Below are 20,404 nucleotides of genomic sequence, written 5' to 3' on the forward strand. Positions count from 1 at the left end.
TTAGCTGCACTTCGCCTTGGCGCGCCCCTTGTCCATCATGCCGCGCAGGCTGGCCGACAGATTTGCGCCATAGGCCTGGTCCAGTTCACTATAGACCTTGCAAGCGTCGGCAGGCTTTTTAAGCTGCATCAGCGCCTCACCCAACCAGGCCAGGCTGTCGGGCGCGCGATCGCCTTGCGGGCGCTTCTGGTAATTTTCATAGAAGGCGACCGACGCCAAAGCCGGTTTGGCATCATCCAGATAGGCTCGGCCCAGCAGGTTTGACGCCCGGCTCGCGACTGGGGACGATCCGTATTTTTCGACCGTCGCCTTCAATTGTGCCTGCGCTTCAGGGTAGAATTTCGCATCCCACAGCCGGAAACCATAAGTGTAGGCGTCGTCGGCGGCATTGCCAGTGGATGGCCGCTCGATCGCCGCCACGGCCAGCTTGCGCGCTTCGGTGGCGCCGCCATTGACGCTCGGTTTCGGCGGGGGCGTCGTCGTCGCTCCGGCGGACGGAACGACAGGTTTAACCGGCGGAGACACAGCGACGTCGGCCCGGCTTTGCGCTTCGGCCTTGAATCTGTTGAACGCTTCTTCCAGCTGCCGCAGCTTGAAGCTGTTTTCCTCAACCTGACCCGTCATTGACGCGAGCTGCGATTCCAGCGCGGATACCCGTGCCGTCAGGTCCGCGATTGGCGACGAAGATGGCGAACCGGGCGAAATGACGGGCGTGGCGGGGCGGGTAATCTCCGCTTGCAACGGGGCGCCCGCGGGGAACACTTTTCGCTGCACCGCCTTCATCTCCTTTTCCAGGCGGTCGACGCGTACGTCGATTTCGACCCTCTGGGCAGCAGCCGATGGCGCGAGCATGACTAGAGCCGGCCCTCCCATCAGAAAGGCGGTTGTCGCAATGAAAGCGTGACGCATGATGATCCCCGACTATATCTCCGCCTTAACCATAAGGCGATATTCGCCGCCGTAAAGCGCCACGTGCGGACGATTTAGCCTCTTGCCGTCCCGCGCATCATTCAGGGGTGGGCGCAGCCGTGGGTGAAGGGGCAGGGTTTGCAGTCGCAGGGACCGGTGCCGATGGCACAGGCGCTGGGGCGGTGGCCGCAGCAGCTGGTGCAGGTCGCGCACCCGACCCCGCCGGAACCTGCTGCCCGGCAGCAGTTGGCGCAGCCCGGGCCAGCAATGCCTCGGCGGAAACGGGCACATCGGAAATCGTGCGATCCGGCGCTCCAAGTGGCGCGATGGGCTTTCCGCCCACCGTCACGGTCAACGCCTGCGGACGACCGGTCAGGATCATCGGGTTGCGGGCCGTTGCGGGCAGGGTGAAACTTTCACCCTTCTTCATCAGCCCATCCTTCAGCCGCTCGCCTGCTTCGTCATAGATGCGCAGCCACACGTCGTCATTGGCGGTAAACACCACGGTCTGAACCGCCGGAACAACGGGTTGTGCACTGGCAGCAGGTTTCGGGGCAGCCGCAGCGGGGTCCGCTTTGCCCTCGGCGATTTCCTGTTGGGTCGGGGGCGTCAGCAACTGGGTGCGCCAGATCGCGAAACCCGCAACAAGGATGATGACAATCGCAGCGGCAGTCCATGCCAGAACCCGTGACGGAACCCGCGCCGGATCGGCAGGCTCGAATGTTTCATATCGGCTGGCGCCCAGGTCGGAATTATGGACGGCATGGCGGACATCCGCGGCGATGGCGACTTCGTCCAGGCCGACAGCACGCGCATAGGCACGCGCGAAGCCGACCGCATAGGGTATGCCGGGCAAAGCGGAATAATCATCACGCTCAATCGCCTCCAGCTGGCGCTGGGCGATACGGGTCCGCGTCGCCACGTCCTGCACCGACAGGCCCTGCGCTTCGCGCGCCGTGCGCAGCTTCGTGCCGGGACTGATCGACTGTGATTCCGATCCTTCCAGAGCGGTTTCCATTTCTGGTTCTTCTGCCATGCTGCTCCGCGACCTTTGAAGGCGGTCTTGTCTCATTCAGGGACAGGGATTGTCAACGCCGTGCTTCGGCCCCGTCCCCCCTAATCGGTTCAATTCAATTCGATTTCGCGTTCCGTTGCCCATGCCGTCAGCCGGGCGCGGAAATCGACGGCGCCATTGTCCAGCAGCGACCGCATCAAAGCCCGAAGTTCGGACGCATCGACGCCGCGGATCATCGCCTTCACCGGCCCGACCGAAGCCGGAGTGATCGACAACCGCCGCACACCCAGGCCGATCAGCGCCATGGCCTCCAGCGTCCGTCCGCCCATTTCGCCGCACACGCCGACGGGACATTCATAGGCCTCGCAGGTCCGCACCACCCGGTCCAGAAAGCGCAGAATGGCGACGCTCAGCCAGTCATAACGCTCAGCCAGCTTGGGGTGGGCGCGATCGGCGGCGAACAGGAACTGGGTCAGGTCGTTGGTGCCGACTGACAGGAAATCCAGTTTGGGCAGCAGGATGTCCAACACCTCCGCCAAAGCGGGCACTTCCAGCATCGCGCCATAGCGCACCGCCGTCGGCAACTTCTTGCGCTGTGACAGCAACCATTCCCGCTGATGTTCGACCAACGCGCGCGCCTGTTCATATTCCCACGGTTCGGAAACCATTGGGAACATGATGTTCAAAACCTTGCCCGCCGATGCTTCCAGCAACGCCCGCGCCTGCGCCTTCATCAGGCCGTCGCGGTCCAGCGCCAGCCGCAGCGCGCGCCAGCCCATCGCCGGATTATCCTCTAGCTCCTCGTCCCCGTCGCGCGTCATATAGGGCAGCGCCTTGTCGCCACCGATATCGACCGTGCGGAAGATAACCGGGCGGTCCCCCGCCGCGTCCAGCACATCCTTGTAAAGGCGCTGCTGCTTTTCCCGCTGCGGCAATGTGGCGGACACCAGAAACTGGAATTCCGTGCGGAACAGGCCGATGCCGTCCGCGCCGACAAGGTCCAGCGCCTGGGCATCTTCACGCAGCCCGGCGTTGACCATCAGTTCGATGCGCTGCCCATCCGTCGTCACCGATGGCAGGTCGCGCATGGCGGCAAATTCCGCGCGGCGCTTTTGCGTGACGTGCAACCTGTTTTCGAACGCCTCGTCCATGTCGGGCGTCGGCCGGATCAGCAGGCTGTTGGATGCGACATCCATCAGGATCAGGTCGCCTTCATTCACCTTGTGCCGGATTTCGCGGACGCGCCCCAGCACAGGCACGCCCATGGCCCGCGCGACGATGGTGACATGGGCGGTCAGCGACCCTTCCTCCAGGATCACGCCCTTCAATCGCCTGCGATCATATTCCAGCAGTTCCGCGGGGCCCAGGTTGCGCGCGATCAGGATCGCGTCCTGCCGCAGGCCCATTTGCGCGGCCGTGCCCAACTGCCCCGACACGATCCGCAGCAGCCGGTTCGCCAGATCCTCCAGATCATGCATCCGGTCGCTCAGCAGCGGGTCGTCAATCTGCCGCATGCGCATCCGGGTGCGTTGCTGCACCCGTTCGATCGCGGCCTCGGCGGTCAGGCCACTGTCGATCGCTTCATTGATGCGCCGGGCCCAGCCTTCGTCATAGGCGAACATCTTGTAGGTTTCGAGCACCTCCTGATGCTCGCCCTCCGTGCCGAATTCGGCCGTGCCCGTCATCCGGTCAATCTGTTCGCGCATCTTGGTAAAGGCGGAAATAACCCGCTGGCGCTCGGCTTCGGTATCCTCTGCAACCGTATGTTCGATATGGACGCGCGGCTGGTGGAACACGGCGTGCCCGCGCCCCATGCCCATGACCAGCTGCAGGCCCTGCAGCATGATGGTGCCGGTATCCTGCACGCGCGAATCCGTCGGACCATCGTCCGCCAGTTCGGCATTGGCGATCAGTTCGGACAGCACCATGGCCACGGTCTGCAGCGCCTCGATCTCTACCTCGTCATAGCGGCGCGGTTCGACATGCTGGACGCACAGCACCCCGATCGCCCGCTCCCGCCGCACGATGGGCACGCCCGCGAAACTGTGGAACAGTTCTTCCCCCGTTTCCGGGCGATAGCTATAGTCGGGATGCGAAGCTGCCTCGTCCAGGTTCAGCGTTTCGACATTGGTCGCGATCAGGCCGACAAGCCCCTCGCCCATGGCCATGCGCGTCACATGGACCGCTTCCTGCTTCAGGCCCCGCGTGGCGAACAGTTCCAGCAGGCCTTCGCGCACCAGATAGATTGAGCAGACCTCGCTCGAAAGCGCCTTGCCGATGATGTCCACGACCTTGTTCAGCTTGGCCTGGGCGCTGTTGCGCGCGGCCATGACCTCCTGCAGGTGGTTGAGGATCTGGCGAGCGGCGGCGGCGGGCGTGCTTGGCATGATCAAGCGCTATCAGATCGCACCCCTGCTTTCCAAGAGGAAGTCGGGGCCGGAACGGTGCAAAAGGCAGAAATGCGAAAAAACTGCCTTTCCCTTCCGTCAGGCCCGCACCGCAACCTCGCTCATGCGGTCGCTGCCGAAGTTTCGCACAAATCTTTGAACTGCTGCGCCATCTGGTCCCAGCCGGGATGGAAACCCATCTCCTCATGCCGCTTGAGCGCTTCCTCGCTCCAATGGCGGGCCGTTGCGGTAAAGCGCGTCCCCTCGCCTTCGTCGGCAAAGCTCCAGATGGATGTCAGGAACGGTTCCTGCGGTATCCACCCCGAACCATAGGCATCTGTCGAAACGACCCGCTCGCCCGGTACAACCTCCAGGAAAACACCCTCCATCGGCCCCGTATCCTCGCCATCGGGGCCGAACATGCGCACGGCGCTGCGGCCTCCGGGGCGCAGATCTTCCTCAACCACCTCCGCCCGCCACGGCTTGGGACAAAACCACTGGTCCTTCAGGTCCGTCCAAACCTTCCACACGATTTCTCGCGGGGCAGCGATGTGGCAGGTCACCGACAGTTCAAATGACGCGCCGCTCATGCCACTTCTCCTTCATAGGCCGCCTTCATCCGGGCCAAATCCAGCTTTTGCATGGTCATCATCACCGCCATCATTGGCTGGATGCCGGGACCGCCCTTCCGGTGCATTTCCATCACTTCTTCGGGCACGATCTGCCAGGACAGGCCATATTTATCCTTCACCCAACCACAGGGTCCGGGCGCGCCGCCATCAGCGGTCAACGCTTCGAAATAGCGGTCCACCTCCGCCTGATCCTTGCAGGACACCGACAGCGACACCGCTTCGGTAAAGCCGAACTCAGGCCCGCCGTTCAGCCCCTGATAGCTTTGGCCGAACAGAGTGAACTCCACCAGCAGCACCTCTCCGCCCTTGAAGGGCGAAGGCACCGGGGAATTTTCGGGATAGCGGCTGATCGAATCCACCGACCCGCCAAAAATGGAGACATAGAAGCGCGCAGCTTCCTCGGCCTGCCCGTTGAACCACAGGCAGGGTGAAATCTTCGACATCGTTCCTCTCCTTACGCGGCTGATGCTGATCGCATGCCGACCAGGGCAAACATTGCGCCTTGCGGGTCGAGGCCCTGAATGATCCAGGCCCCGCCCGGCACCTCTGCGGGACCATTCAGCACGGTGCCGCCGCCTGCCTTCACCTTTTCAACGCCCACATCAATGTCGGGCACGACAAAATAGAACAGCCATTGCGGCTCTGGCATCTCGTCGGGGCGTTTCATCATGCCGCCCGCCATGGCGTTGAAATCGGTCTGCCCGGACATGGAGAATAGCTGGTAACTGCCCATCGGCCCCATATCCATCGCCTCGCCTTTTCCCCACCCGAACTGGGACGTGTAAAAGCCAAGGTCGGCATCGAAATCGCCGCTATATAATTCATGCCAGCCTACATGACCGTTCGCCATTGGTGGGGGAGCGTTCATCCCGTCGGGGCTGGATCCTTTCAGCAGCATGAAGATCGCTCCGCCAGGATCGCTCATCACTGCAAAGCGACCGACGCCGGGAATATCATCCGGCGCCCGCTTCACACTGCCCCCGGCATCGGCCAGCCGCTGGGCATCGGCATCGACATCGGCAGACCCGATATAGCCGCCCCACCAGGGGGACATTCCGCAATCCTTCGCTTCAGCGGGGATGCGCATGATCCCGCCCAGCGGCCCAGCGCTGCCGGACACGACATGATAGGGATCGTCCGTCCGCTCTCCTCCGAAAGCTTGTGTGGTCCACCCCACGACATCGCCATAAAAGGCGATTGCCCCCTCCGGGTCGCTGGTCATCAGCTCATACCAAAAGAATTTGCCCGTAAGATCGGTCATCGTTCCGCCTCCTGTGGTGGGAAGGTCACGCCTTCTCGTCAAGCAGCACTTCAAAGCCGCCATAGATCATGCGCGCGCCGACAAAGGGCATGTCCTCCCCTTCCTTGGGCTGCATACGGGGATCGTTCATCACCTTTTCCGCACCCGCATCGCGCGTCGCCTTGTCCGGCCACTCGATCCAGGAAAAGACCGCGTCCTCACCCTCTTCCGCAATCACAGCCGTGCGGAAATCGTTGATCTTGCCTGGCTTCACGTCATTGGGCCAACATTCCACGACGCGCAGGGCGCCATGTTCCAAAAAGATCGGCGCGGCATAGGCGGCGACCTCTTTGTAGCGCTGCTTGTTGCCCTTGGGCACGGGAACCACGAAACCATCAATATAGCTCATCACGTCTCTCCTTATTTCAGGGTCGATTCGATGCCGACCTTAGGCCGGACAGTCCACCGGGCCTGCCTCACGGCCCGACTCATGACTTGAACTTTGTGAACCAGTAAATTATCTTATGCAACCTATAAGTTATAAAAGATAACCAAGGAATATGAATTGAAGAAGCGAGCTTATCTCGACGGCTGTGCGACCGCCCACGCGCTGGACCTGATCGGCGATCGCTGGGCCATGCCGATAATGCGGGAATTGATGCTGGGGCCAAAGCGATTCACCGATCTACGCGCCAGCCTGCCCGGAATCAGCGCCAATGTGCTGACGCAAAGGCTGGAACAGCTGGAAGCCGCCAGCGTCCTCATTCGTCGCCGCCTGCCTCCCCCCGCCGCCAGCCAGATTTATGAACTGACGGAATGGGGGCGCGAGTCGGAAATCCTGTTCCAGCTGCTGGGCCGCTGGGCCTGCCGGTCCCCCACGATGCAGACAGGCCAGCCGATGAGCAATGTGTCGGTGATATTGTCCATGCGCACGATGATCGACCGCAGCCGTATCGGCGACCTCAATGCGACCATAGGCCTGCGCTTTGGCGAAGAGGAATTTCGCGCCCTTCTGCGCGATGGCGACTTCACCATCGATCGCGCTCCCGTGGAGGGCGCGGATGCGATCATCAGCGGCGACCCGAATGCGCTGGCGGCGGTCGTCTATGGCGGCGCGGATTTTGAGGATGTGGAGAACGCGGTTCGGGTCGATGGCGACCGCGCTCTGGCGGAACGCTTCGTACGCATGTTCCCTTTGCCCCCAAAAGCGCCGGTGACCTACACGCCCGACTAACCGGCCCTAGCGCGCCGCCGGTCGTGTGATGGGAAATGTAGGCACGTTCACGCGCGGAGCTGACGTCGCGCCGGGCAGCAGCGCCTGCCCACTTTCCTCACGCAATGGGGGCAGCGCTGGCGCATTTGCAGGCGGCACGTATCCGGCGCTGATTTCCTTGGGCGGCAGCGGTGGCGGCGGCAGCGGGGTCGGCGACACGACCACGCTCACGGTTCCGCCAAAACGGGACTGCCACTCGGCCAGCCGCCGCAGATAATCGGCATAAGCCTCGTAAAATTCCTGGAAGGGCTGCTCCAATGCGACCAGCGCTTCGGGGGCATAGGCCAGCAGTTGGCTCGAAGGCAGCGCCAGCATCTTGGCCCCGACCTCAATCGCGGCCTTGCAGAAGGTCGGCTGCACCGGCGGCAGGGAAAAGAAATTATAGACGACGGTATTCAGCAGCTCGCGCGACTGAAGCCCGCCGCGTCCATAAGCCGCCGTATAGTTGCGATCGACCGCCGCATTGGCTTCGCGCAGAGCGTCCTTATGGACATGCAGCATCCGGTTATACTGCGTCTTCGCAGGTTCCGTCCCGCCACGGCACGACAATGCCGCGACGTTCAACGCCATGCGCACATGCCACAAAGCGGTATTGGCGGTGACGCCGCGATTGGGCGTTAAATACTGACCCCCATCATCGACATCGGGGATGCTCATATCTTCCACCGCGCCCATCGGCGGCATCGGCTTGATCGTTGGCACGACCGGGGGTGGCGGCGTCGGCGCCCGTGGCGTCGAGCATCCGGCGACCAGCGCCAATCCTGCGATGGAAAAGATTGTCCAGACGCGACATGAAACAGTACGCAACGGCACTCTATTCCCCTAAAGCCAAATCACTCGCGGAAAACACATGACAAAGCCGGGCGTTCCTGGCGATCATCGTCCGGCTCGGTTCATCCGCAAATGGATTCGGCTCGTCCCATTCAGGGGGTGCAGAACGGGCTTCAGGCGCTGCGTCGTTCCAGCGCGACCGCAGCTTCTGCCATCAACTGCGCGATGATGTCGGCAACCGGTTCTTCCTTGGTCACCATGCCGACCGACTGGCCCGCCATCAGCGATCCGCCTTCGACATCGCCATCGATCACCGCGCGACGCAGCGCGCCCGCCCAATAATGTTCGATCTGCAATTGCGCCTCCATCATATCGACAGAGCCACTGTCCAGCAGGTTGGCGACTTCGCGCTGCTTGGCGGTGAAGGCTTCGGTCCCGTCATTCTTGAGCGCGCGCACCGGGATGACCGGCAGGCGCGGGTCGATCTGGACACTGGCGATGGCGTCGCGAGCCGAAGCGCGGAAGAAGGACTTCTTGAAATTGGGATGCGCGATGCTTTCGCTGGCGCAGGCAAAACGGGTTCCCAGCTGCACGCCCGCCGCGCCCATTTCCAGATAGCCAGCGATCAACTCGCCACGACCGATCCCGCCAGCAACGAACACTGGAAGCTGCGACGCCATTTCCGGCAGGATTTCCTGCGCCAGGACGCTGGTCGATACCGGGCCGATATGGCCGCCCGCTTCCATGCCCTCGATCACCAGCGCGTCGACGCCCGATCGGGTCAGCTTTTTCGCCAGGCTCAGTGCCGGGGCAAAGCAGATCAGTTTCGCACCCTTCGCCTTGATCGCATCGATGCTGCCCTTGGGCGGCAGGCCACCCGCCAGAACCACATGGCCGACTTCATGGCGGGCGCACACTTCGATCAGATCGAACAGCTGCGGATGCATGGTGATCAGGTTCACGCCAAAGGGCTTGTTCGTCAGCGCCTTGGTCGCCGTGATTTCCCTGTCCAGCAGGTCCGGCGTCATCGCACCGCAAGCGATCACCCCGAACCCGCCAGCGTTAGAGATAGCCGCGACCAGATTGCGTTCCGAAACCCAGCTCATCGCCCCGCACATGATCGCGACGTCGCAGCCCAGAAATGCGGTGCCGCGGGCCATCAAAGAAGTGAGTTTGGCGTTGGTCATTTTACGAACCCTCAGAATCAATAAGCCCCTCCCGCAGGCGGGAGGGGTTGGGGTGGGCAGCGAGCAAGGCGAGCCTCCAAGCTACCCCGGAAGGCAGTCAGCGATTGCTGTCGCAATCGCCCCACCCCCGGCCCCTCCCGCCTGCGGGAGGGGGGGAATTTAAGTCAAGCGACCGGCGCGTCCAGCCCATAGGCCGTGTGCAGCACGCGCACCGCCAGTTCGGTTTCATCCTCGTCGATCAACACCGAAACCTTGATCTCGCTGGTGGAGATGGCGAGGATATTGATCCCGCGATCGGCCAGGCTCTGGAACATTGTCGAAGCAACGCCCGCATGGCTCTTCATCCCGACGCCCACGACCGAGACTTTCGCTACCTTCGTGTCCGGGATCACGCGGTTGAAACCGATGACTTCCTTCTGGCTTTCCAGCACGTCCAGCGCGCGCGCCAGATCCGCGCCCGGCACGGTGAAGGTCACGTCCGTCTCGCCCTTGTCGCGGCCGACATTCTGGATGATCATGTCGACGTTGATCGCAGCATCGGCCAGCGGCGCAAAGATGTGCGCCACCGCGCCCGGACGGTCCGGCACGCGGGTCAGGGTGATCTTCGCCTCATTCTTGTCATGGGCGATGCCGGTGATGAGCTGACGTTCCATCTTGTCTTCCTTGAGCTTGGCTTCCAGTTCCTCTTCGCTGACGATCAGCGTTCCGGGGAGGTCTTCCTGGGTGGGATCATCGAAGGAGGAAAGCACTTGCACGACCACGCCTTCCTTCATGGCGAGGCCGACGGAGCGGGTCTGCAGCACCTTGGCCCCGACCGAGGCGAGTTCCAGCATTTCCTCATAGGTGACGAGGTCCAGTTTGCGCGCGCGCGCCACGATGCGCGGGTCGGTCGTGTAGACGCCGTCCACATCGGTATAGATATCGCACCGATCCGCCTTCAACGCCGCCGCCACCGCGACCGCCGAAGTATCCGAACCGCCACGACCCAAGGTCGAAATGCGGCCATCTTCCATCATGCCCTGGAAACCGGGGATCACAGCGACGGTGCCCCCGCGCATCGACGCCAGCAGATCGATCGTGTCGATCTCGCCAATGCGCGCCTTGGCGTGTGCTTCATTCGTGCGGATCGGCAATTGCCAGCCCAGCCAGCTACGCGCATCAACGCCCATGGCTTTCAACGTCATGGCAAGCAGACCGCTCGTCACCTGTTCGCCGCTCGCCACCACGACGTCATATTCCGCCGGATCGTACAGCGGCGACGCTTCCTTGCAGAAACCCACCAGCCGGTCGGTATCGCCTGCCATGGCCGAAACCACGACGGCGACTTCATTGCCCTGCTCCACGACATGTTTGACACGCGCAGCCACATTGCGAATTCGCTCCATCCCCGCCATGGAGGTGCCGCCGAATTTCATCACGATGCGCGCCATTGCCTGTCGAATCCGCCTGCTGATTGTAAAGAATATGTCGCCCACAGGGGCAAAACGGCGCTCCTATTAGCAGTAAAGCCGAATATGGCAAGCAAGCCCTATGAGCCGGGGAACTCCTGGCGCCCTCCGCACATTCCTTTCCCGGACAGGAATGGAGGATGCGATGGCAGAGATCCTTTGGGCGTTCGTCACGATTGGCGGCCCGATCTTGCTCGGCGCAATGCTGATCTTCGTCATAATGAGCAATCGTCGGCATCATAGTCAGGAAGAAATCGCCCGCACGGAAGCCGCCACGCGCGAATTGCACCGCCAGATGGATGCTGAGGACAAGGCGCTGGATGGCGAAGGTCCGCCCTTGCGGCCTGACCCCCGCAAATAACATGGCGCGGCGTTGCGGATATTGGTAGCAACGACCAATGGCGAACATGGCTAATGCGACGATAGACCCGCGCGAGGCAGCGCATTTCGGTGCGATGGCGGCGGACTGGTGGGACCCCAACGGCAGCAGCGCCATGCTGCACAAGCTCAATCCCGTGCGCCTTCGCTATATTCGGCAGGCGATCGGTTGGCACTGGCATATGGACGAAAGCGGGTTTCGCCCGCTGTCAGGCAAGCGCGCGCTGGACGTCGGCTGCGGTGCGGGCCTGCTGACTGAACCGCTCGCCCGGCTGGGGGCGACCGTCACGGCGCTCGACGCGGCGGCGGAAAATATCGCTGTGGCGCGTCACCATGCCGAAAAGCAGGGGCTTGTAATTGATTACCGCGCGACCCCGGTGGAACAGCTGGACGCGGACAATTTCGATCTCATCACGTCGATGGAGGTGGTGGAGCATGTGGCGGACCCCGCCACCTTCGCATCCGCACTGGCGCAGCGGCTCTCGCCTGAAGGGCTGCTCATCATGTCCACGCCCAACCGGACCCCGCTATCCCGTCTGGCCATGATCACGGTCGGCGAAACCATCGGCGGCATTCCCAAGGGGACGCATGACTGGCACCGCTTTCTGACGCCGGATGAATTGGGCAAATTGCTGGTAGATGCCGGGCTGGAAGTCACCGATGTCACCGGCCTGTCATTCGATCCGCGCTACGGCTTCACCCTGTCGCCCAACAAGGCGATCAACTATCTGCTGACCGCGCGGCACCCGCAACCGGAACGCTGAACTTCAGGCTCCCACCGCCTCGGCACGGGCGATCAGCGTTCTTGCTTCTTCCACATGCATCGATTCGATCATCCGCCCTTCAAATCGTTCCGCGCCACCGGTCGCCGCCTCGATCAACCGGCGCGCGTCTGCAACCGCCTGAGGATCAGGACCGAATACCTGATTGGCGACCTGGACCTGGCTGGGATGGATCAGCGTCTTGCCGTCAAAGCCCAGCGCATGTCCGGCGGCGCATTCCGCTTCGAACCCGGCCTCATCATCCAGCCGGTTGAACACGCCGTCGAACACGGCAACCTTGTGCGCACGGGCGCTCAGCAGCACCGACTGCATCGCGAAGGATAGCCCTTCACGACCAGCAGACGGAGGAATGCCCAGATCCTGCCGCAGGTCGTTGGTGCCCAGGAATATCCCACTGGTCCCTTCCGCCGAAGCGATCGATGACGCGGCGAGCACGCCCACTGCGGTTTCGATCATGGCGATGACGGGTTTCTGGCAGACGCTGAACACATCCTTCACCTGCCGGACGCACTCCACTTTCGGCAGGACGACATAATCCGCCGCCGACCGCTTGATCGCCACCATTTCGGGGCCATGCCAGGGCGTGCCTTCGACATTGATGCGGATCGCGGTCAGGCTGCGGCCAAATCCTTCGCCCACGGCCTCGATCGCATTGGCCAGCGCTTCTTCCTTGCGGTCATTGGGGACGGCATCCTCCAGGTCCAGCATCACCATGTCGCACGGCAGGGTGCGCGCCTTGGCGATGGCGCGCATGTTCGACGCTGGCAGGTAAAGCAGCGAACGGGCATGACGCAGCAGCATGGTCTGTCTCCTGTAGCGGTCGGAACGACCCTGTAACCTTTACCTTTTCCCCACGGCGATTTCACGTCATAGTCAAGCGCTTCTTTGGGGGGATGGTAAGATGCTGACGACATTCGCGCTGACAGTGACGCTACTGGTGCTGTTCTACCTGGCCGTGAGCGTCAAGGTCGTGCGCCAGGGCTATCAATATACCATAGAACGCTTTGGCCGCTTCACCGAAGTCGCCCGGCCCGGCCTCAATTTCTACCCTGCCTTTTTCTACGCTGTGGGTCGCAAGATCAACATGATGGAACAGGTGGTCGATATTCCGGGGCAGGAAATCATCACCAAGGACAATGCCATGGTGTCGGTCGATGGCGTCGTGTTCTTCCAGGTGCTGGACGCGGCCAAGGCGGCCTACGAAGTGTCGGAACTCTATGTCGCCATCATGCAGCTTGCGACCACCAATCTGCGCACGGTGATGGGGTCGATGGACCTCGACGAAACCCTGTCGAAGCGCGACGAGATCAACGCCCGCCTGCTGTCCGTGGTCGATCATGCCACCAACGCCTGGGGCATCAAGATCACGCGTGTCGAGCTGAAGGACATCCGTCCGCCCGCCGACATCGTCAACGCCATGGGCCGCCAGATGAAGGCGGAGCGCGAAAAGCGCGCCCTGATCCTCGAATCGGAAGGTTTGCGGGCTTCTGAAATCCTGAAGGCCGAAGGACAGAAGCAGAGCCAGATCCTGGAAGCCGAAGGCCGCCGCGAAGCCGCCTTCCGGGACGCCGAAGCCCGCGAGCGCGAGGCAGAGGCGGAAGCCAAGGCAACGCAGATGGTCTCCGACGCCATCGCCAACGGCAATGCGCAGGCGATCAATTATTTCGTGGCGCAGAAATATGTGGAAGCGGTAAGCCAGTTCGCCACCTCCCCCAATGCCAAGACCATCCTCTTCCCGGTCGAAGCAACCCAACTCATCGGCACGCTGGGCGGCATCGGCGCGCTGGCGAAGGAAGCGCTGGGCGACGCACCGACACCCCCCGCCCCACCTGCCACGCCGCGCCGTGGCCCCTTTGATCGGGGTCAGGCGTGATGGAAGCGCTCACGGCGATGGAAGACCATTGGTGGTGGCTCGTATTCGCCGCGCTGCTGGGCATTGGCGAAGTGCTGCTGCCCGGCGTCTTCCTCATCTGGGTCGCGCTGGCGGCAGCGGTGACGGGCCTCATCTCCCTGGCCGTACCTCTATCCGTCCCATTGCAGTTCATCCTGTTCGCCACGCTCTGCCTGATCGCGGTGTGGGGTGGACGGCGCTGGTATGCCGCCAACCCTGTGGATTCGCAGGACCCGATGCTGAATGACCGCACGGCCAGACTGATCGGCGAAACCGTGATCGTGGTCGAACCGATCGAGGCAGGCCATGGACGCGTGAAGGTCGGCGACAGCGTCTGGTCCTGCCGCGGTCCCGACGCACCTGTGGGCGCCCATGTACGGATCACCGGCGCGGAAGCATCGGTCCTGCTGGTGGAACCGGCCTGAGGAGGCTTTAGGTGGAGGGGGGGCGACTGCTGTAGCCGCGGCTGTAGCGGCGGGCCATGCTGGCAGGACCGCCCCGCCCCACTTCACGTCATGCCAGCGAAGGCTGGCATCTCAGGCGTTGACGCACAGCAGTCGGACATGGAAACGAGAATGGACGTCCAGCCCTCTGAGGACAAGACATCTCCCCCCTCATCCTATGATCGCCTGAGACTCCAGCCTTCGCCGGGGTGACGATGAGGACGACCGCCGACATTCAGCCCGCTTCGCCGTCAGGAGCCTGCTCCAGATTGAAGAACCCCCGTGCTCCTGCGCAGGCAGGAGCCCAGTTCATACGGCAGGGCTAGGCTCCTGCCTGCGCAGGAGCACCTAACCCTCACCACCCCGCGCATAAAAAAAGGGCCAGCGTCGCCGCCAGCCCCTCTTTTCCAGCATTCGTAGCCCGCTCAGCCGACGAAAGCGCGCTCGATCACATAAGCGCCCGGTGCCGCATTAGAACCTTCGGCAAAGCCCTGCTCTTCGAAATAGGCGCCGAACTGCTTGATCATCTCCATGCTGCCGCACATCATGATCCGGTCGGTTTCCGGGTTGAACCGGGCCTCACCCGGAATGCCTTCAAACAGCGAGCCGTCTTCCATCAGCTTGTCGATCCGCACATTGTTACGGAACGGTTCACGCGTGACGGTCGGAACATAGTGAAACTGCGTCGCGGCCTGTTCGGACACCAGCGGATCTTCGGCCAGCTTGCCCGTCAACTCGTCGTGGAAGGCCAGGTCGCTGACCCGGCGCACCGAATGCACGGCGACGACTTCCTCGAAAAATTCGTAGACGTCAGGGTCGCGCGCCAGGCTGAGGAAGGGCGCAAGGCCGGTTCCGGTCGACAGCATGAACAACCGCTTGCCCGGCAGCAGCGCGTCGGTCACCAGCGTGCCGGTCGGCTTGCGGCCAAGGTAAATCTGATCACCCGCCTCGATCAGCTGCAGCTTGGACGTCAGCGGCCCATCCTGCACCTTGATCGACAGGAACTCCAGTTCCTCATCCCACGCAGGGCTGGCCACGGAATAGGCGCGCAGCAGCGGCTTGCCATTGTCGCCCTGCAAACCGATCATCACGAACTCGCCCGAACGGAACCGAAAGCTCGCGGGACGGCTGATGCGGAAACTGAACAGATGCTCGTTCCAATGGCGGACCGACAGCACGGTTTCCACTGTAAGGGCGCCGGTTGGCTCCAGTACCGGCTTTTCGATCGTCACGTCGCTCAAAACCTCTTCTCCTGCCAAATCCCTACCGCAACACCCCTTTCACCGGGCGCTAATTGCGTGGCTTTCGCAATAAGTGATGGCGGCCGAATGCCTCCTTGGCACCGCGAAGGCAAGGTGAAAAAACTTTTGCGCTCGATAGCTGATGATCTTCAGCGGCGCTGGCCAGCCAGCCCGCGCGGGTAGATCAGCCGAACAAACCCTTCGCCAGACGGCTGAGTTCGTTGATCGGGTTGCCGTCGCCATCCCGGTCGAAAAGACCGCCGATCTTCCCCATGATCGCTTCCGGCCCGCCGAAATGCGCGAACAGCGATTGCAGTCGATCAGCCGAAACGCCATGTTCCGCGGCGGTCGCCGCCAGGGCGGTGATATCGGTTTCGCCCGAAGCGATCCTGCCGCCGATCTCGGCCATCAACGCCTGCATCTGCTCCGGCGTCACGCCCAGCTGTCCGGCCACCGCTTCCAGCCCGCCAGCTCCATTTATAAGATCGTCAAACATGGCCATCCACCAAATCCCTCAATTTGCCACAACATAGCACCGGTCGAGGGAGACCGGAAGGAAAAGAGCCGACGGGCGTGCCCACCGGCTCCTCACCTGTTCGACCTGTTCGATTCGTCAGGCGGCGGTCAGCGCAGCGTCACGAACGGACGCGTCGACATGACTTTCAAACTGCGCGAAATTATCGACGAACTGCTTGACCAGCTTGGTCGCGGTTTCGTCATAAGCGGCCTGATCCGCCCAGGTCGCCCGCGGGTCGAGAATGACCGAATCGACGCCAGGCACCGCGACCGGCACCTGGAAACCGAAATTCGGATCAGTCCTGAACTCCGCATTATGAAGGCTACCGTCCAGCGCAGCGTTCAACAGCGCGCGTGTCACCTTGATCGGCATGCGCTTGCCCACGCCATATTTGCCTCCGGTCCAGCCGGTGTTGACCAGCCAGCAGGTGACGCCGCCCTTGTTGATCCGGTCCTTGAGCAGATTGCCATAGACCGAAGGATGACGCGGCATGAATGGTGCGCCAAAGCAGGTCGAGAAGGTAGCTGTCGGCTCGGTGACGCCGATTTCCGTGCCCGCGACCCGCGCGGTATAGCCGGACAGGAAGTGATACATGGCCTGATCAGGCGTCAGCCGCGCAATCGGCGGCAACACGCCATAGGCGTCCGCGGTCAGAAAAATGATGTTCTTGGGCACCGGCCCCAGATTCTTCTCCGACGCATTGGGGATGAAATCGATCGGGTAGGAACCACGGCTATTTTCGGCCAGGCTGTTGTCGTCCAGGTCGATTTCACGCGTATCTTCGTCGATCACGACATTTTCCAGCACGGTGCCGAAACGCTTGGTGGTGGCGAAGATTTCCGGCTCAGCCTCGGCCGACAGGTTGATCATCTTGGCATAGCAGCCGCCTTCGAAATTGAAGACTGCGGTGTCCGACCAGCCATGCTCGTCATCACCAATCAACGTGCGGCTGGCGTCCGCCGACAGGGTTGTCTTGCCCGTGCCCGACAGGCCAAAGAAGACCGCCGTATCGCCATTTGGCCCGATATTGGCGGAACAATGCATCGGCATCACGCCCTTGGCCGGCAGCAGATAGTTGAGGATGCCAAAGACCGATTTCTTCATCTCGCCCGCATAGCGGGTGCCGCCGATCAGGATCAGCTTTTCGGTGAAATTGACCGCGATCACCGTTTCACTACGCGTGCCATGCCGCGCCGGGTCCGCCTGGAAAGTCGGCAGGTCGATGATCGTATATTCAGGCGCGAAATCCGCCAGTTCCTCAGCCTTGGGCCGCACCAGCAGGGTGCGGATGAACAGATTGTGCCACGCCAGTTCGTTGATGACGCGCACATTGACGCGATGTTCGGGCTGCGATCCGCCGAACAGGTCGGCCACATACAGCTTGTCCTTTTCGCCCAGCGCCTTGAAGAAATCGGCCTTCAGCGCGGCGAAATGGTCGGGCGTCATCGGAACGTTGGTCTTGCCCCACCATACCGTATCTTCGGTCTGGGCATCCCTGACGATGAACTTGTCGGTGGCCGAACGTCCCGTATGCTTGCCCGTCTTGACGACCAGCGGGCCGTCCTTCGACAAAATGCCTTCACGGTTGCCGATCGCGGCTTCAACCAACGGCGCGGTGCCCAGATTCCAGAATTGCACGGCATTGGTGGTAATGCCCTGGTTGTCCAGGGTGGTAGAGGATTTGGCCTGCACGCCTTAACTCCTGATGTCAAAACTTCGGATCACCGGCTTTGCGCGCCAGCGACCGATCCGCCCCTAAAGCGCCACAATCCATAAGGAGCGGCGTCATTTGCTGCAGACGGTTGGCGGCATAGACCCAATGCGGCCCGACCGTCAAACCCCTCAAGCGGGTCGTTCGTCCCGATCTTGGCTGCTCATGGCGCATAAGTCATGGCATACCCCTTTCTTGCGAGTGGGCCGGGCATCGTCTAACGCTGGGCTGGAAGCGGGAAACGGACCTGCCCGGCCTGCCGGGATCACAGTCACAGTCTTTGGCACGATCATTGGGACCAAGCATGAATGCAACCATCGCCCTTGTGGATGATGACAAGAATATCCTGACTTCCGTGTCCATCGCGTTACAGACCGAAGGGTTCATGACGCGCCTTTATTCCGACCCGGAAGCGGCCCTGAAGGCGCTGGTGGAAAATCCGGCGGACCTTGCCGTGTTCGATATCAAGATGCCGGGCATGGACGGGCTGGAACTGCTCCGGCGGCTGCGCGAAAAAAGCCAGATGCCGGTCATCTTCCTGACGTCAAAGGCGGATGAACTGGACGAGGCGCTTGGCCTTGCCATGGGCGCGGACGATTATATCTCCAAACCCTTTTCCCAACGCCTGCTGATCGCGCGCATCCGGGCGATCCTGCGCCGGGCGGAGGTCAGTCGCGCCACTGATTCCGCTGACGAGCCGGTGTCGGAACCGATCGTGCGGGGTCGGCTGGAAATGGACCCCGCCCGGCATCGGGTGAAATGGCTGGGCCAGGATGTCACGCTGACCGTCACGGAATTTCTTATCCTCGAAACGCTGGCCACACGGCCCGGCGTGGTCAAGAACCGCAACCAGTTGATGGATGCCGCTTATCAGGATGACGTCTATGTCGACGACCGGACCATCGACAGCCACATCAAGCGGCTCCGCCGCAAATTCCGCGAGGCCGATCCCGAATTCAATGCAATCGACACGCTCTATGGCGCCGGATACCGTTTCTCCGAAGAATGACGCCGGGGGCGACGGGTTGCGCTGGTCCGGGCGGATCAGCCTCACACCACGCATCCTCGCCGTCAATGTCTTCGCCCTGGCGTTGCTGGGTGGCGGATTTTTCTATCTGGACAGCTATCGCACCCGGATTGTCGACTCCCGCCTTCAACAATCCGCGCGCGAGCTCAAGCTGCTTGCCCTGGGCCTGGAAAATGCTCCGGCCGATCGGCACAACGCGCTGATCGCGGCCTATGCCCGCCAGACATCGGATCGGGTCCGCCGCTACGGCCCCGACGGCGCGCTGATCGCCGACAGCTTCACCATGGATGCGCCGCGCTATCGCCTGCGCCATCCAGAGGAAGAAGCGTGGAAACGCCATGTGGCGCGCTTCCTCGACCGGGTCGTGGACCGGGTCGTGTCGGCGGACCGGCTACCCAGTTTCGAAGAACCTGCGGTCGATCGTGCGGATGCCTGGCCCGAACTGGTGCTGGCGCGCAAGACGGGCAAGCCCCAGGCGATGAACCGCTATGCGCCCGACCGCACCCTCGTGATTTCAGCGGCTGCGGGCGTGAAGGACGGCAGCAGCCTGCTCGCCACCGAAAACGCCCTCGATATTACCCGCACCGTCCGGGCCGAACGCTTGCGGCTGGGTATCGTGATTGCCGCCGCCCTGCTGGCGTCGGTGCTGCTGTCGCTGTTCCTCGCGCGGACCATCGTCCAGCCGCTTCAACGTCTGGCCCGCGCCGCCGTGCGCGTCAGGCTGGGCCGCGCGCGGGAGGTGACGGTGCCGCGCCTGCCTGAACGCCGCGATGAAATCGGCATGCTGGCGCGCGCCTTGTCCGACATGAGCCATGCACTGCGTCAGCGTATCGACGCCACCGACGCCTTCGCCGCCGATGTCAGCCATGAACTCAAAAACCCCATCGCTTCGCTTCGATCGGCACTCGATGCGCTGGACCGTGTCGACCGACCGGACCTGCGCGAACAGTTGATGGCAATCGCGCAGGATGACGTGCGCCGCCTCGACCGGCTGGTTACCGACATTGCCGAAGCATCGCGCATCGACGCGCAACTCTCCCGCACGCGCTTCGAACCAATCGACCTTGGTCTGCTGATCGAACGAATGGTCGTTGCCCGTGAAGCGCGCGGCGTCCCCCGCGGCATCCGCCTTGCCTTCGCCCGGCCGCGCAAGGATGTCGCCGTCGTACTGGGCGAAGAACAGCGGTTGATGCGCGTGCTCGACAACCTCATCGACAACGCCATCTCTTTTTCGCCCGACGACGGACTGGTGCAGATCGTGGCGACCGTGGCGGACAATGAAGTGCTGGTCAGCGTCGAGGATGAAGGTCCCGGCGTGCCAGAGGATCAACGGGAACATGTGTTCCGCCGCTTCCATAGCGTCCGGCCCGAAAGCGAAGCGTTCGGCAGGCATTCGGGCCTCGGCCTCGCCATCGCCCGCTCCATCGTGGAAGGGCATCAGGGCAAGATCGGCATCGCCGACCGGACCGACAATCAAAGCGGCGCCTGTTTCATCCTGCGCCTGCCGATGGGGGTGGAACGCGATCCCGGCATTGTATCGGAATAGGACAGG

The 20,404-nt window shown here is 62.4% G+C and carries 21 protein-coding genes; 7 read left to right on the forward strand and 14 right to left on the reverse strand.

The window, feature by feature from the left end; genetic code table 11:
- The 7 genes from ACI3KQ_RS13980 to ACI3KQ_RS14010 all read right to left on the reverse strand — a co-directional run bounded on the left by ACI3KQ_RS13980 (position 1) and on the right by ACI3KQ_RS14010 (position 6,592).
- Positions 1 to 909 carry a hypothetical protein gene (locus ACI3KQ_RS13980; RefSeq protein WP_404958604.1) on the reverse strand — a complete coding sequence of 303 codons (909 nt, stop codon included), beginning with the start codon at positions 907 to 909 and terminating at the stop codon, positions 1 to 3.
- 97 nt (positions 910 to 1,006) lie between these two features.
- The gene (locus ACI3KQ_RS13985) at positions 1,007 to 1,945 is read right to left on the reverse strand and encodes a helix-turn-helix domain-containing protein (protein WP_404958606.1); all 939 of its coding nucleotides are present in this window, start codon (positions 1,943 to 1,945) and stop codon (positions 1,007 to 1,009) included.
- 89 nt (positions 1,946 to 2,034) lie between these two features.
- Positions 2,035 to 4,311, reverse strand: coding sequence for a phosphoenolpyruvate--protein phosphotransferase (gene ptsP, locus ACI3KQ_RS13990; protein WP_404958608.1), 2,277 nt, complete (start codon positions 4,309 to 4,311; stop codon positions 2,035 to 2,037).
- A 122-nt stretch (positions 4,312 to 4,433) separates the two neighbouring features.
- Positions 4,434 to 4,901: an SRPBCC family protein gene (locus ACI3KQ_RS13995; RefSeq protein WP_404958610.1), complete on the reverse strand. Its 468-nt coding sequence runs from the start codon at positions 4,899 to 4,901 to the stop codon at positions 4,434 to 4,436.
- Complete coding sequence (locus tag ACI3KQ_RS14000) at positions 4,898 to 5,386, reverse strand: VOC family protein (protein WP_404958611.1); 489 nt, start codon at positions 5,384 to 5,386, stop codon at positions 4,898 to 4,900. The genes ACI3KQ_RS13995 and ACI3KQ_RS14000 overlap by 4 nt, the downstream gene beginning before the upstream one ends.
- Positions 5,387 to 5,397: 11 nt before the next feature.
- Positions 5,398 to 6,204 carry a VOC family protein gene (locus ACI3KQ_RS14005; protein ID WP_404958613.1) on the reverse strand — a complete coding sequence of 269 codons (807 nt, stop codon included), beginning with the start codon at positions 6,202 to 6,204 and terminating at the stop codon, positions 5,398 to 5,400.
- Positions 6,205 to 6,229: 25 nt separating this feature from the next.
- A complete protein-coding gene (locus ACI3KQ_RS14010) occupies positions 6,230 to 6,592 on the reverse strand; it encodes a DUF1428 domain-containing protein (protein ID WP_404958615.1) in 363 nt (120 codons plus the stop codon).
- Positions 6,593 to 6,748: 156 nt separating this feature from the next.
- Between ACI3KQ_RS14010 and ACI3KQ_RS14015 the strand changes: the two genes are divergently transcribed.
- A complete protein-coding gene (locus ACI3KQ_RS14015; protein WP_404958617.1) occupies positions 6,749 to 7,417 on the forward strand; it encodes a winged helix-turn-helix transcriptional regulator in 669 nt (222 codons plus the stop codon).
- A gap of 6 nt (positions 7,418 to 7,423) precedes the next feature.
- On the opposite strand, the gene ACI3KQ_RS14020 is transcribed toward ACI3KQ_RS14015, so the two are convergent.
- The 3 genes from ACI3KQ_RS14020 to ACI3KQ_RS14030 form a co-directional block, all read right to left on the reverse strand.
- The gene (locus ACI3KQ_RS14020; protein WP_404958619.1) at positions 7,424 to 8,269 is read right to left on the reverse strand and encodes a hypothetical protein; all 846 of its coding nucleotides are present in this window, start codon (positions 8,267 to 8,269) and stop codon (positions 7,424 to 7,426) included.
- 131 nt (positions 8,270 to 8,400) lie between these two features.
- The gene (locus ACI3KQ_RS14025; RefSeq protein WP_404958621.1) at positions 8,401 to 9,414 is read right to left on the reverse strand and encodes an NAD(P)H-dependent flavin oxidoreductase; all 1,014 of its coding nucleotides are present in this window, start codon (positions 9,412 to 9,414) and stop codon (positions 8,401 to 8,403) included.
- A 164-nt stretch (positions 9,415 to 9,578) separates the two neighbouring features.
- Positions 9,579 to 10,844: an aspartate kinase gene (locus ACI3KQ_RS14030; protein WP_404958622.1), complete on the reverse strand. Its 1,266-nt coding sequence runs from the start codon at positions 10,842 to 10,844 to the stop codon at positions 9,579 to 9,581.
- A gap of 163 nt (positions 10,845 to 11,007) precedes the next feature.
- Between ACI3KQ_RS14030 and ACI3KQ_RS14035 the strand changes: the two genes are divergently transcribed.
- Positions 11,008 to 11,223, forward strand: a complete 216-nt coding sequence (locus tag ACI3KQ_RS14035; protein WP_404958624.1) for a hypothetical protein — start codon at positions 11,008 to 11,010, stop codon at positions 11,221 to 11,223.
- Between the two features lie 37 nt (positions 11,224 to 11,260).
- The gene (gene ubiG, locus ACI3KQ_RS14040; RefSeq protein WP_404958626.1) at positions 11,261 to 12,004 is read left to right on the forward strand and encodes a bifunctional 2-polyprenyl-6-hydroxyphenol methylase/3-demethylubiquinol 3-O-methyltransferase UbiG; all 744 of its coding nucleotides are present in this window, start codon (positions 11,261 to 11,263) and stop codon (positions 12,002 to 12,004) included.
- A gap of 3 nt (positions 12,005 to 12,007) precedes the next feature.
- On the opposite strand, the gene ACI3KQ_RS14045 is transcribed toward ubiG, so the two are convergent.
- A complete protein-coding gene (locus ACI3KQ_RS14045) occupies positions 12,008 to 12,823 on the reverse strand; it encodes an HpcH/HpaI aldolase/citrate lyase family protein (protein WP_404958627.1) in 816 nt (271 codons plus the stop codon).
- 100 nt (positions 12,824 to 12,923) lie between these two features.
- Here ACI3KQ_RS14045 and ACI3KQ_RS14050 point away from each other — a divergent pair, with 100 nt between their 5' ends.
- On the forward strand, positions 12,924 to 13,895 hold the full coding sequence (locus ACI3KQ_RS14050; RefSeq protein WP_404958629.1) for an SPFH domain-containing protein: 972 nt from the start codon (positions 12,924 to 12,926) through the stop codon (positions 13,893 to 13,895).
- Complete coding sequence (locus ACI3KQ_RS14055; RefSeq protein WP_404958676.1) at positions 13,895 to 14,338, forward strand: NfeD family protein; 444 nt, start codon at positions 13,895 to 13,897, stop codon at positions 14,336 to 14,338. The genes ACI3KQ_RS14050 and ACI3KQ_RS14055 overlap by 1 nt, the downstream gene beginning before the upstream one ends.
- Before the next feature lie 443 nt (positions 14,339 to 14,781).
- Here the strand turns inward: ACI3KQ_RS14055 and ACI3KQ_RS14060 are convergent, their stop codons facing one another.
- The 3 genes from ACI3KQ_RS14060 to ACI3KQ_RS14070 all read right to left on the reverse strand — a co-directional run bounded on the left by ACI3KQ_RS14060 (position 14,782) and on the right by ACI3KQ_RS14070 (position 17,806).
- On the reverse strand, positions 14,782 to 15,597 hold the full coding sequence (locus ACI3KQ_RS14060; protein ID WP_404958631.1) for a ferredoxin--NADP reductase: 816 nt from the start codon (positions 15,595 to 15,597) through the stop codon (positions 14,782 to 14,784).
- Positions 15,598 to 15,781: 184 nt separating this feature from the next.
- Positions 15,782 to 16,099, reverse strand: coding sequence for a hypothetical protein (locus tag ACI3KQ_RS14065; protein ID WP_404958633.1), 318 nt, complete (start codon positions 16,097 to 16,099; stop codon positions 15,782 to 15,784).
- 111 nt (positions 16,100 to 16,210) lie between these two features.
- Entirely contained in the window at positions 16,211 to 17,806 is a 1,596-nt protein-coding gene (locus ACI3KQ_RS14070) for a phosphoenolpyruvate carboxykinase (protein WP_404958635.1), read from the reverse strand.
- A gap of 323 nt (positions 17,807 to 18,129) precedes the next feature.
- Between ACI3KQ_RS14070 and ACI3KQ_RS14075 the strand changes: the two genes are divergently transcribed.
- Together ACI3KQ_RS14075 and ACI3KQ_RS14080 are read left to right on the forward strand one after the other, a co-directional pair.
- A complete protein-coding gene (locus ACI3KQ_RS14075; RefSeq protein WP_404958637.1) occupies positions 18,130 to 18,834 on the forward strand; it encodes a response regulator in 705 nt (234 codons plus the stop codon).
- A complete protein-coding gene (locus ACI3KQ_RS14080) occupies positions 18,803 to 20,398 on the forward strand; it encodes a stimulus-sensing domain-containing protein (protein ID WP_404958639.1) in 1,596 nt (531 codons plus the stop codon). Before ACI3KQ_RS14075 ends, ACI3KQ_RS14080 begins: the two co-directional genes overlap by 32 nt.
- Positions 20,399 to 20,404 lie beyond the last annotated feature (6 nt).

It is taken from the genome of Sphingobium sp. ZW T5_29 (assembly GCF_044987515.1).
Lineage (GTDB): Bacteria > Pseudomonadota > Alphaproteobacteria > Sphingomonadales > Sphingomonadaceae > Sphingobium.